At 51.3% G+C, this 12,458-nt stretch carries 12 protein-coding genes and 1 pseudogene; 8 read left to right on the forward strand and 5 right to left on the reverse strand.

What is annotated here, in order from left to right:
- The first annotated feature begins 98 nt into the window (after positions 1-98).
- Complete coding sequence (locus H627_RS18575; RefSeq protein ID WP_027827239.1) at positions 99-1,694, forward strand: transposase; 1,596 nt, start codon at positions 99-101, stop codon at positions 1,692-1,694.
- A gap of 98 nt (positions 1,695-1,792) precedes the next feature.
- Here the strand turns inward: H627_RS18575 and H627_RS0114340 are convergent, their stop codons facing one another.
- Positions 1,793-2,407: a VanZ family protein gene (locus H627_RS0114340; protein WP_027829480.1), complete on the reverse strand. Its 615-nt coding sequence runs from the start codon at positions 2,405-2,407 to the stop codon at positions 1,793-1,795.
- A 110-nt stretch (positions 2,408-2,517) separates the two neighbouring features.
- Here H627_RS0114340 and H627_RS0114345 point away from each other — a divergent pair, with 110 nt between their 5' ends.
- The 4 genes from H627_RS0114345 (at position 2,518) to H627_RS0114360 (ending at position 7,167) form a co-directional block, all read left to right on the forward strand.
- Positions 2,518-4,710, forward strand: coding sequence for an LTA synthase family protein (locus H627_RS0114345; RefSeq protein ID WP_027829481.1), 2,193 nt, complete (start codon positions 2,518-2,520; stop codon positions 4,708-4,710).
- Positions 4,711-4,782: 72 nt separating this feature from the next.
- Complete coding sequence (locus H627_RS0114350) at positions 4,783-5,544, forward strand: FtsX-like permease family protein (RefSeq protein ID WP_027829482.1); 762 nt, start codon at positions 4,783-4,785, stop codon at positions 5,542-5,544.
- Positions 5,545-5,568: 24 nt separating this feature from the next.
- The gene (locus H627_RS0114355; protein ID WP_152260643.1) at positions 5,569-6,123 is read left to right on the forward strand and encodes a hypothetical protein; all 555 of its coding nucleotides are present in this window, start codon (positions 5,569-5,571) and stop codon (positions 6,121-6,123) included.
- A gap of 87 nt (positions 6,124-6,210) precedes the next feature.
- Positions 6,211-7,167, forward strand: a complete 957-nt coding sequence (locus tag H627_RS0114360) for an NAD(P)-dependent oxidoreductase (protein WP_027829484.1) — start codon at positions 6,211-6,213, stop codon at positions 7,165-7,167.
- 65 nt (positions 7,168-7,232) lie between these two features.
- On the opposite strand, the gene H627_RS0114365 is transcribed toward H627_RS0114360, so the two are convergent.
- The 3 genes from H627_RS0114365 to H627_RS0114375 are packed head-to-tail and all read right to left on the reverse strand — an operon-like array spanning position 7,233 to position 9,918.
- Positions 7,233-8,744: an ATP-binding protein gene (locus H627_RS0114365; protein WP_027829485.1), complete on the reverse strand. Its 1,512-nt coding sequence runs from the start codon at positions 8,742-8,744 to the stop codon at positions 7,233-7,235.
- The gene (locus H627_RS18580) at positions 8,741-9,493 is read right to left on the reverse strand and encodes a winged helix-turn-helix domain-containing protein (RefSeq protein WP_035441235.1); all 753 of its coding nucleotides are present in this window, start codon (positions 9,491-9,493) and stop codon (positions 8,741-8,743) included. Before H627_RS18580 ends, H627_RS0114365 begins: the two co-directional genes overlap by 4 nt.
- Positions 9,494-9,507: 14 nt before the next feature.
- Entirely contained in the window at positions 9,508-9,918 is a 411-nt protein-coding gene (locus H627_RS0114375; RefSeq protein ID WP_027829486.1) for a hypothetical protein, read from the reverse strand.
- Between the two features lie 113 nt (positions 9,919-10,031).
- On the opposite strand from H627_RS0114375, the gene H627_RS0114380 reads away from it, so the two are divergent.
- The gene (locus tag H627_RS0114380) at positions 10,032-10,811 is read left to right on the forward strand and encodes a Cof-type HAD-IIB family hydrolase (protein ID WP_027829487.1); all 780 of its coding nucleotides are present in this window, start codon (positions 10,032-10,034) and stop codon (positions 10,809-10,811) included.
- A gap of 14 nt (positions 10,812-10,825) precedes the next feature.
- Positions 10,826-11,485, forward strand: coding sequence for a glycerol-3-phosphate acyltransferase (locus H627_RS18585; protein WP_051225464.1), 660 nt, complete (start codon positions 10,826-10,828; stop codon positions 11,483-11,485).
- 50 nt (positions 11,486-11,535) lie between these two features.
- On the opposite strand, the gene H627_RS0114390 is transcribed toward H627_RS18585, so the two are convergent.
- Positions 11,536-11,799 (reverse strand): hypothetical protein, encoded by a 264-nt coding sequence (locus H627_RS0114390; RefSeq protein WP_027829488.1) that lies wholly within the window; start codon positions 11,797-11,799, stop codon positions 11,536-11,538.
- A gap of 326 nt (positions 11,800-12,125) precedes the next feature.
- Between H627_RS0114390 and H627_RS18590 the strand changes: the two are divergent.
- Positions 12,126-12,356: pseudogene (locus tag H627_RS18590) on the forward strand (SemiSWEET family transporter); the annotation flags it as partial.
- Positions 12,357-12,458: the final 102 nt, after the last annotated feature.

Raw genomic sequence — 12,458 nt, forward strand, 5'->3', positions numbered from 1 at the left:
AATCTTGCCCCAGCTCTTTTTCTGAACTAAACACAGCACCGTTTTCGCGCTACCCTAATCAGTGACCAAACCAATAAAAAGGAGATCGAAATAGTACCATGCCACTTAAGTGTACCAGAAAATTAAGCCGTGTTTCACTGATATTCAAATTTACCGTTGCTCCATACAGTCTCGCCGATGTCATTGACCAATTCGTTGAAGCCATGCCGCATGTCCTGCTGACCCTTAATGAGCATAAATACGGCCGCCCGCGTTTCGCCACGGCGGCCCTTTTGAAGATCTATCTTTATGCGTATGCCAAACACCTGCCGGTCACTGGTCGTCAGCTTCATCAGCTGATCGCCGAGACCCCTTGTCTGCTCTGGTTTCTCAGTCCTGACCAGCGGGTCCCCAGCTATCGGGTTTTGGATCGTTTCCGTGTTGATCCGGCGATGGATCAGCTGATCGCCGATGCCCTGGACAAGTTTCACCAGCTGCTATTGGACCAGCACATCATTGATCGTCAGGCCGTCTTCATTGATGGGACTAAGATTGAAGCCGTTCCCCAGAAATATTCGTTTGTTTGGCGCAAGACCGTGACGAAGAGCAACCAGCGGCTGGTCGCCAATGGTCAGGCATTCTTAAAGAGTCTGCACTTGGTGCAGATCAATGCCCCGGCCGGCAAAGAAAACTTGGCGAAAGCATTGGCTATCGCCGCTAAACAGCTGCACCATGCCATTTGTCATCTGAACCGAGTGATTGCCCATGAAAAGACCGGTCGCGGCGGCTCGCCCAACAAACGCCGACGCCGGGCCTTAAAACATGATCTGCACGTCATTGAGACTAATTATCTGCCGCGCAAACGCCAGTATGACAAGTACTTCGGCGGCTTTGAACAACGCAACAGTCTGGCTAAGTTCGATTGCGATGCGACCTTCATGCGGCTCAAAGAGGACCCCATGAAGAACGGCCAACTGAAACCCGCGTATAATGTGCAGATTGCAACGGATAAGCAGTATATTTTAGCCGACTACGTCTGCCAGCGGCCGACCGACCAAAAGACGCTGATCCCGTTTCTTAAGCAGTCCCGCTGGATCTTTGCCCACGTGCACTATATCGCCGCAGATGCCGGCTATGGCAGTGAACAGAATTACGGTTATATCGCCGCCCAGAAGCATGTACCGCTGATTCCCTACACCATGTATGAAAAGGAAAAGACCCGCAAATATCGGCGCGATCCCAGCAAGTGCATGAACTGGCACTATAACGCTCAAGGTAATTACTACGTTGACAACCATGATGTTCAGTTCTGCTTCTGGCGTTTAGGGACTCGGACAGACCACCAGACCGGCTATACAAGACACTTTGCTTACTACCGGGCCCTGCCGGGTGAAACACCGGAAGCCTACTACTATGCCCACACGCAAACCGGTCGGTTGCGTCAGATTGGGGTCAACGCCACCTGGGAAAAGCAGAAGGCCGCAGAACAGCTGGCCTTAGGCATTGAACCTGGCCGTGGCGTCTACGCGCAGCGCAAGGACGAAGTGGAATCTGCTTTTGGCGTGATCAAACGCGAGCTGGGTTTTCGCCGTTTCCACGTGCGCTGGCTGCCGCACGTGAGACGAGAAACCGGGTTAGTGCTTCTGGCCTACGATCTCAGAAAGTACACCAAGTACCTGCAAAAACGGTATGAAAACCAACCAGCGACGGCATGAAAAGACCGAAGCTCGTCTTCAAATTGATGAAAACGAGCTTCGGTCTCAATGCCGGAATTGGGAGTTTTGGCCCAGTCCCTTTTGCTGTTCCAGCACATTTACCGATGATGCAGCAAGCGGTGTGCCACCCAGTACACCAAGTAGCCCACCAGCGCGCCCAGTGTATTGAACATCACGTCGTCCACATCGGTGATCCCCGTGTACAAAATAAACTGAAGCGCCTCAATACATACTGATACAGCCATTCCGGTGAACACCGTTTGAATCATGCCAATGCGCCGCTGGCGCAATACCGGGTACAGCAGCCCAAACGGAATGAACCAGGCAATATTGCCGAACAAATTGTAAATGAAATCCACAATGGATTGGCCTTGCTGCAGCTTGGCCGTCTGGGTCCACAACTGCCAGTTGATTTCACTCAGCGGCCGGTGCCAGTAAAACTGCAGCTGCCAAGGAAAATAGGTCCCGCGAAAAACGGTGAGGGCGAAGACCAGCATTAAGTAAAAGACAAACAGCCAGACCAGTATTTCTCTCCCCCACTGGCCCCGGTAATGGCGGTGATGGCGCCACCAGAGACGCAGCCCTAAAAAAATCAGAAAATACAGAATGGTTTTGTCCAACGAATAAAAAGTCAGTCGAATCAGCGGAAAATGGTTAATTCGGCCGCTGTATGTGTGTGCCACCCAGTCATAGAGTGGTCCAAGAAAAATCATGCAGTTCGCTCCCCACGTTTAGGATTATCTTACACTTCCCCTGCGAATTGCGTGTTGTTCGGCTTCCGCGGTACAATATTGGCATTGAACACACAGAAAGGATCACGGTCATGCACAAAATTCAGCAATGGGTCGGTACGCGTCCTCGGTATACCATCCTCCTCATGGTCCTGTTTTGGGCTAAATCAATGTTAGCCTACACAGTGGACTTCTCCCTGGGAGTGGATAACCCGTACGACGCATTCATCTTACTCATTAACCCGTTGGCCACGACCCTGTTTCTCTTCAGCTTGAGCTACTTCATTCCCCATCCCAAAGTGGCATATTGGGTGCTCTTCGGCATCTACGTGGTCAACACGCTTTTATTGTATAGTAACATTATTTATTATCGGCAGTTCAGTGACTTTTTGACCCTTTCGACAATCTTAAATGCGCGGAAGGTTAGTGCCGGCTTGGGCGCCAGCACTTTGAAGCTGATGACACTCCACGATGTCCTCTATTGGCTGGATATCGTCGTCCTGCTGCTCTTGCTGCTGCGCAAGGCCATTCCCATGAACCCCAAGCGCTATCCGTCAGTGAATGCCTGGGCGTGTCTGGTGGGGGCGCTCTTTCTGTTCCTGGTCAACCTGACCCTGGCCGATATTTCCCGGCCCCGGCTGTTATCCAGCACTTTCGACCGCACTTATATTGTGAAATACCTGGGCATTGACTCTTTTATGGTCTATGACGCCGCCAAATCCGCGCAAAATAACCAGGTGCGCTCCCAAGCTGACGGCTCTGACCTGGGGAATGTGCTGGCCTATACCCAAAAGCATTATGCGGCGCCAAATCCGCAATACTTTGGGGTGGCCAAGAATAAAAATGTAATCATTATCCATCTGGAATCCTTCCAGCAATTTCTGATCAATTACAAAGTGGACGGCAAAGAGGTTACCCCCTTTCTGAACAGCCTCTACCGCGACAGCAACACCCTGTCCTTCGATAACTTCTATCATCAGGTCGGCCTGGGCCGCACCAGCGATGCTGAAAACATGTTAGAGAACTCAGTCTACGGCATTTCCGACGGTTCCGTCTTTACCTCCTTGGGCAGCGACAACGTCTTCCAAGCGGCTCCGGCCATCCTACAGCAGACTAACGGCTATACGTCCGCTGTCTTTCATGGCAACGTTGGCAGTTTTTGGAATCGAGACAGCGTCTATAAAAATCTAGGTTACCAATACTTCTTCGACAGCAAATACTTTGATACCTCCGCGGATAATTCCATCGGCTACGGGCTGAAGGACAAGCTGCTCTTTGCTGAGAGCATCAAGTACCTGGAGCAACTGCAGCAGCCGTTTTATACCAAGTACATCACCGTGACCAACCACTTCCCGTTCACCCTGACCAACACGGACAGTACCTTCCCCAAGGGCGACACCGGCGACAGCCTGGTGGATAACTATTTCCGAACTGCGAATTATCTGGACCAGGCCGTCAAAGAATTTTTCGATTACTTGAAGAAGAGCGGATTGTACAACAACACACTCGTTATGATTTACGGCGATCACTATGGCCTGTCGAACACGGATAATCTATCCCTGGCTAAAATGATGGGCCGGGATCCCAGCCATTGGACCGCCTTTGATAATGCCCAGATGCAGCGAGTGCCCTTCATGCTGCACATGCCCGGCCTCAAGGGTGGGCTGCAGCACCAATACGGCGGAGAAATTGACGTTTTGCCCACTTTGCTCCACCTGTTGGGCGTGAACACCCAATCCTACGTCCAGTTCGGTACCGACTTAATGTCCCCGCAACACGACCAGACAGTGATTTTCCGCAATAACAACTTTGTTACCCCGAATTACACCTTTGTCGGCGGCAAAGGCGGTGACAGCACAGTCTACGATAACCACACCGGCTTGGCCTTGAACGGTTTAACGGACGCGCAAAAAGAGACTTTCAACACGCTTCAGGCCACGGTGGACAACACGCTTGCCCTGTCTGACTCGCTCAATTCCAAGAACCTCCTGCGTTTCTACACGCCTGCTGACTTCACGCCGGTCGACCCGAAGCAATTCGACTATCGTACCCTGTGGTCAAAAGTGACGACTGAGCGCGACAACAAGGGTAAGAAATCCACCAGTTTGTATAGTGAAAATCATGATCAAACCACCACTGGCCTCTACCAAACCGATGCGCCTGAACTGCAGAATAACCAGGACGCGATCACGACTGTGCCCGCGGATCAGTTGAAGCGGGAAAAGACGCTGCAGCCGGATGACAGCAGTACCAGCAGCAGCCAAAACAGCAGCACGGCCAAGTGATCGCCATTTTGTGCAGGGATTTTCACAAATAATTCAAACTCACCCAGTACAATAGTTGTTGGAGGGTTAAGGATGCTGTTTATTAATCGCGCGATTGCCAGTCTCAAATACCATCGCCGTAATTCCATAATTACTGTGGTGGGTATGGTGTTTTTTATGATCATTGTGCTGGCACTGCAAATGCTGCGTCAGATTGAAACGACCATTTCGACGGGGTTCATGAATAACATTCAAGGATTTCCCAAAACGATTCAGAGTGAATTGCAGTTGACGATTCGGGCGATGCAAGTGACCCATGGTACGGTACTCAACCAGTACGCCGCATATATTGCCTATACGTATTTGGCAATTTTCATCTTTCTCGTGGTCATCAACAGCATTTCCCTGCATCATCGGCAAAGTGAATTGAAGGCATACTCAGCTACGGGTAAATCGGTCTCCTGGATTTCTCTGCAATTGTTCGTGGAGTATTGTCTGCTTTTCTTCATCGCCTATGTGATCGTGTTCGTCCTAGGCATCGTGCTGACTTTTGTCGGTACCGGCTGGTTGCGGCAAGTGAATCAGCACATCTTCTTGCAGCAATTGCCGGATGTCTTGAGTACCACCCAAACCACGGCGTTCATTAAAAGCCTTTTCCACCAGCAGCTCACCTTCTTTAACTGGCAGGAATTGCTGGCGGGGAATACGGTCACGGTCAATCGGATCGAGATCTTTACTTCCGGTATCCGTCAGAGCTTCTTCTCCTTCCTGTCCATCGTGATCCTTGCCATTATCGGCAGTTCCTGGGTGGGCATTCACTGGTGGCGTTTCCGCCAAAGCCGTCAGTATCGCTAATCTTTTATAATGGAGGTCATGCAATTGCGCAAAGCCAATACTTCACCCCGGTGGGCGGAGGCCCTGCCCACCGCTGGTTCTTACTTCGTGCTTACCCCGACAGGAAGCTCCCCTGCCCACCTTTACCAACAGTTGTGGCACAGTTTCCACCGGTTGGACGACGTTGGCTTTGTTGATCCCAGCGATCAATCGGTTATTCCCTTTTTATCTGTCGCGGATAACATTTTGATTGACTCGCCTAAAAACGATATCGTCCGCTTACGGCAATTTCTGTTTGATAATGAATACACTGAACTCAACACTCACGATTTTTTGGATAAGCCGGCTAGCCAACTCAATGAAACCGAGCGCTTCTATGTGCAGTTGTTTCGCTTCCTGCTGTTGAAACGGCATTACATCATTACAACGAACTTCTTAGATAATCAAGGGATCGCCACATTTCGGATTTTCTTCAATCTCTTGGAAAATGTCCTGCAAGCGACTGACAGCCATTTGATCATGGTGACCAGCGATCACGAGATGGTGGACGGCCAACCAGCGGAACGGCTGCTTTCGGCTGACTTGTTTACCCAACAATAATGGCTTTTTTCAGACCCGGCGCAAGTCGGGTCTTTTGCGTTCTGCGGCTAATCTTTGCATAATAAGGGGGAAAGGAGTCTTGATTTCATGTCTGACATATTTATTGCTGCCCCGGTGCCTCAACGCTTATTGGCCCCGCTGGCGCAATTGGATGCCCATGTGACGATCCGCGAGAGCGATACACCGATCACCCCGGCAGAGTTGAAAGCCGGTGCGGCGAACGCGGAGGTGCTGGTGGTGCCTCTCTCGACCCCCGTGACTGCCGATATCATTGCTGCCGCGCCGAAGCTCAAGCTGATTGCCAATTACGGTGCCGGCGTTGATAATTTAGCCTTGGACGCGGCCCATCAACGCGGGATTCAAGTGGTGAATACTCCGGGTGTTTCCGCCAATGCCGTCGCCGAATTAACAATTGCGCTGATCCTGGCCTGGAGCCGGCGGATCCCCGAGGGAGACCAGCTCATGCGCGGCGCTGGCTTCCAAGCCTGGGAACCATTATTCTTCCTGGGCCATGAGATTGCCGGCAAGACCTTAGGCATTGTTGGGTTGGGGGCTATCGGCCGATCCGTGGCGGCCAAGGCGAATGCTTTGGGGATGCATGTCCGGTACTGGCAGCGCCACGCCCTAAGTGCAGCCGATGAGGCCAGCTTGAATGTCCAGTATGCGTCGCTGGACGATTTGCTGGCGGTCAGTGATTTCGTTAGCCTGCACGTACCGCTGGTGCCCGGTACGCATCATTTGATTAACGCCGCGAAACTGATAGAAATGAAACCCACCAGTGTCTTAATCAATGTCGCCCGGGGGCCGGTCGTTGACGAATCTGCTCTGCTGACTGCTTTGCAGCAAAAGCAGCTGGGCGGTGCTGCTTTAGATGTTTATGAACACGAGCCCCAGGTCACGGCTGGCCTCAAGGCCCTGCCCAACGTTATCTTGACCCCCCACATCGGCAACGCCACCGTTGAAGCCCGCGACGCCATGGCCGGGTTGATCGCGGATAACATTGTCGCTTACTTTAATCATCAGCCGTTACGCTATACCGTTTAATAATTAATGAGTGACCAACAAAGCCGGCCCCTCCCATCATGGGAAAGGCCGGCTTTGGACTGCCGCTAGGATTTCGTTTTCTTCTCTGCAGCCGTTGGTGCGTCTGTATTATCTGGGAACGAAATTTTAAATGTCGTTCCTTGGTGCAGTTCACTGGAAACTTTGATGTCTCCGCCATGCTGCTTGACCAGCGAATGGACAATGGACAAACCCAGCCCAGATTCACCATACTTGGTGTTTTTCCGGGAAGGATCCGCTTTGTAATAGCGATCCCATATGTTGCGTACTTGTTCCGGCGTCATGCCGATGCCGGTGTCGCTGATCGTAAAGACCGCTTCGTGGAAGCCGCGCTCGGCTTTGATCGTGATCTGGCCATTCTGGGTAAACTGGATCGCATTTTGCACCACGTTGAAGATGATCTGGACAAACCGATCATAATCCGCGTAAACACTCACCGGCGATGTGCCCTGCAAGACCAATTTATCCTTGGCGTCTGCCGCTTTCTTGGTCAATTGGGTGACGATATTGTGCAACGGCCCCATGGCGTCGAATTCCCGCTCAGACAAGCGAATCTGACCGGTGCGGATTTTTTCATAATCCAGATTTTCGTTCACCAGCCGAATCAGCCGCTTCGTTTCGCCTCGCATCAATTCGATGCTCTTCCCCTTGGACTCTTCCGGAATGGCATCATAAGCCAAACCTTCCAGCAGGCCGTTGATCGTCGTCAGCGGCGTCCGCATTTCGTGGGCGGCATTGGCCATGAATTCCTTGCGCCGTTCTTCCTGGCGTTCAATCTCTTGCTGAGAATCCTGGAGCGACTTCGCCATGATATTGAAGTCTGTGGCCAAATCGTCAATTTCATCCCGGTGCTTGCTGGGTAAATCAATGTCGAAGTTGCCATCCGCCACTTCATGGGCGGCATGCCGCACGCGGTTCACCCGGGACACTTGATACCGAGCCAGCAGATAGGATAGGATCAGCGCCAGGATCAGGGAGATAATCAAGGCAACAAAGAGATTAGACTCAATTTGAGCAATGTTGGAGTCAATATCTGCTACCCGCGCACTAACCACCACGGCCGCGAACATCTTATTCTGATAGAACCAGGGTACGATCACGTAGGCCTGGGGCTGAGCTCCTTTGGGCATTTGATTCGCACTCAGCAGCTTCCCCGCGTTCGACGTATCCTTGATATATTCACTTTTTTTCAGCCGCGCCCAATAACTCTTGCTCAAGTGCTCCGGCATGGGCCGCCGGCCGACCTCTTGTTCCGTGGGGTAGACGCGCAAATTTTGGTTGGTCGCGCCCTCAGCCAGGGAATAAATCGCGAAGTTGACATTCTGATTGGAGAATACCATTTCGATCTTACGAATCGTATCGGAATTGATTTCGTAATGACCGCTCGTGACGGTTTGAGCCACCAGCTTCTCCGCATTCTGACCATAACCGGTCAGCTGATTGTAGGTGCTAGTGTACACATACGAACTATAGTAATTTAACACGGTCCCGCCGACGATGAAGATCACGGTCAGGATGACCGCAAAGAAGCTGATCATCAGCTGGTAAATAAGTTTCATTCAGTCTCACTTTTTTCATCTGCATCATTTGGTGCCGTGATGCCGGTATCGTCGTACTTGTAGCCCACACCCCAGACCGTCTGGATCACCTGGGGACCGACCTTTTCAATCTTCTGCCGCAATTTCTTGATATGCGCATCCACGGTCCGTTCATCGCCGTAATACTCGTAATCCCAAACCAGCTCCAGCAATTGTTCCCGGCTGAAGACCTGCTTGGGTTTTTGGGCTAGCGTCTTCAACAGGTCAAACTCCTTGGGTGTCAAATTCTCGATTTGCTTGCCGTCTAAGAAAGCTTCCCGGGTCTTGGTCGATAGTTGCAAGTGCTCCGTCGTCACGTCATAGGCCCCATTGCCGTTTTCTTCATGTTCTTCGCCCTCACCGAGTTCTACCCGGCGGTGCAAGGCCTTGATCCGGGCAATCAGCGTGATCGGGCTGAACGGCTTCGTCACGTAATCGTCGGCACCCATCTCAAGTCCAAGCACTTGATCACTGTCGGAATCCCGGGCCGTTAACATAATGATCGGCACGGTTTGCGATACTTCGCGAATCTCCTTAGCCACTTGCATCCCGTCTTTCCCAGGCAAGTTCAAGTCTAAGGTAATAATGTCCCAGCCCGTGGGATCTTCTTTGAATTTATCTACAGCTTCATTGCCGTCATAAGCAAACGTGACATCCCAGTCTTCTTTTTGGAAAAACATGGACATCATTTCCGATACTGACTTGTTATCTTCAATCATTAAGAGTTTCATGTGTTTGTTCCCCTTCATTTCAATCGATCGCGCAGACCTTTGACCCGGTGGTGTTGACGGTAGGCGAGATTCTCGTCGGGGTCCACATAGTCACGGGGCAATTCATGCCGCTTGATTAAGTATTTTTTCAGCTTCGTTTCCACGTAAGCGAAAATGCTCACGGTGATCAGCACGCTCAGAAATAACCATATGATAAAAAAGTTGTCCCAATGTAGCCAATGTATGAAGATTCCAAGAAGGACGGTGCCTCCGCCGAGCACCAGGTGCACATTGCGGGCTTCCTTCTGGGCATAAGCAAAGGCGGCTGGGCTGGTGGACGCCAAGTACGATTTATAGGCTACCACTTCTTCTGGATGCTTTGCCGGCCAAATTAAATACTTCAGGCCGATCACTAAAATAATGGCGCCGACAACGATAAAAACCATTAAAACCACCTCCACAATAGGCTTACACGCCAATTCTACATGAATTTACAAGGGATTGCCAAAGATGATACGATTACGCTGTATAATGTTACTAAAAATTCAGGAGGATCAGCATGGCACAGTATTCAGGCGTTGTATTTTTTGATTTGGACGGGACTTTGCTCAATGGCCACTCTCTGGTGGATGCGGCCACGGGTCAGGCGATTCACCAGTTGCGGGCCAATGGCTATTTACCGATTATTTCCACCGGCCGCTCGCCGCTGGAAATTAAAGAAGCTCGGCGCGTCACGGGCATTGATACGTTCATCACCTTAAACGGCGCCTACATCGAGCATAACGGCGAAGCGATTTATAAAGGGGTCATCCCCACCCCCACGGTGGGCCAACTGATCCGCATCGGTAATTCCCTTGGCGAGTCGATCAGTATGTACACCCCGGACCAGATTCGGACTACCTTGGACACCCCGGACATGCGCCGGGCTTACGAATTTATCCACACCCCGATTCCGCAAGTTGATCCGGATTTTTACAAGACCAACGACATCTTGATGCTGCTGGTACTCACCGATCACAATGACGGCCGTTATACGTTCCCGCTGAACGGTTCCTTGACCTTCTATCGGAATGGCCCTTTCTCCATCGATACAGTGAAGAAGAACGAATCGAAGCGGCACGGTATTGAACGAGTGATCAAGCTGCTGAATCTGGGTAACGTACCCTCCTGGGCCTTTGGCGACGGCCCCAACGACATTCCCATGTTGGAGTATGTCGACCACCCCGTGGCCATGGGTAACGGCATTACCCCGGTGAAAGACCGGGCGGAGTTTATTACCGGGACGAATACCGCTGGCGGGATCATTCAAGGGTTGCGCCACTATCAGCTGATCGATTAAGGAGCGCTGCTGTAATGGATATGCAAATCATCGGTCGAATCGGCAGTATCGTTCTCGGTTATGCGCTGGGCAACTTTTTAACTGCCTTTCTGGTTACCCGCATCGTCGCCCACAAATCACCCACCGAGATTGGTTCCCATAATCCGGGCATGGCCAACGTAATGGCTCAGCTGGGCTTTGTGCCCGGTGTCGCCGTCTTGGCCGGAGATCTGGCGAAAACGATCCTGGCGGTCGTCCTGGCCAACCTCTTCTTCCCCCAAATTGGACACTTTGCTACCCTGTACGCCGCGGTGGGTGCTACATTAGGCCACAACTTCCCCCTCTGGCAGCATTTCCGCGGCGGCAAGGGCGTTGCCGTCACAGTGGTACTGGTTATCCTGTATAACCCCTTCTGGGGGGTGATGGCGCTGCTGGGGGCACTGGCCGTCCTGCTGATCAGTCAGTACCTGAGTCTGGCCGGTATCGCAATTCTAACTGTGTATGTCATCATCAGTGTTTTTGTGTTCCCGCTGGAGACAACGATCGTGCTGGCGTTGCTGACGCTGATCATGCTTTGGCGCTTCTGGGCAGATATTTTGAACATTGTGCATGGCACCCAAGAGAAGAAGAACATTCCAAAAAAAATCATCCAATTGCTGACTAAGAAGAAAGACTCCGCAAAATCTGCCAAGTAAAGAAAACCGGCCAACCCATACATATCAGGGCTGGCCGGTTTTTCTTGGCCTCAGCGCAGTGATCGATCCGTTGGTTTTGGCTTGATCTCAGCACTTGCCGCGGTCATTTCAATCTTTGACCCAGTCGCATGGCCTCGCGGTTGAGCGGCTTTCGCCGGAGCGGCCTCACCCCGAATAGACAACAACGCGCCAGCCGCATCCCGAGTGACAAGATATAGCCGTTCTGCGATAATGCGGCTTGTCCCTAACAGACGCCGTTCATCCGCTGCCAACATATGTCCCAGTTTACGCTCTGTATGCATTTCTGCTGCCATCGCATTTCCTCCCATGTGCATGTTTCAACTCACCCGTATTATAGCGCACAACCAGATAATCATCGTTCTTTTTTTCTCGGGCTCTGGTCCTTTGGGCTGATTTAGACCAGGTTTCAGTGGGATTAATTGCTCAGTATGGTAAACTGTTAAGATAACGTTGCGTGTGATATGACAATTGATGTGATTATCATAATTGGTAACTAGTCACCGCCAGATTAATGTCATCGTTGGGTATCACTTCATTATCGTTGGTGGTACAGCATCCGCAACGTCTGTCTTTTTAATTGAAAAAACATTTCAGTAAACAACTTGGAGGTTATGATATCGTGCGATTTGACAATTCAAAATATCCCAGCGGCAAAAATGCGGTCGACCCTGTCCACGTCCGGCACATCAAAATCCTTGGCCGGGTGGCCACACTGACCGCAATTCTGATGTACGTCTCCTACATTCCGCAAATCATCAGCAACTTTTCTGGTCATCCTGTTTCCCCCATCCAGCCGTTGGTCGCGATGATCAACGCAACGCTGTGGGTTGGCTACGGCTGGTTCAAAAGTAAGCGGTCGTTGAAATAGGTGTGAAGACAAAAATGGTGCAATCCTCTATCATGAAGATTGCACCATTGCTTTACCCGCTGTTATTCGTGACAGAACGCCTGC

The organism is Schleiferilactobacillus harbinensis DSM 16991, assembly GCF_000425885.1.
Lineage (GTDB): Bacteria > Bacillota > Bacilli > Lactobacillales > Lactobacillaceae > Schleiferilactobacillus > Schleiferilactobacillus harbinensis.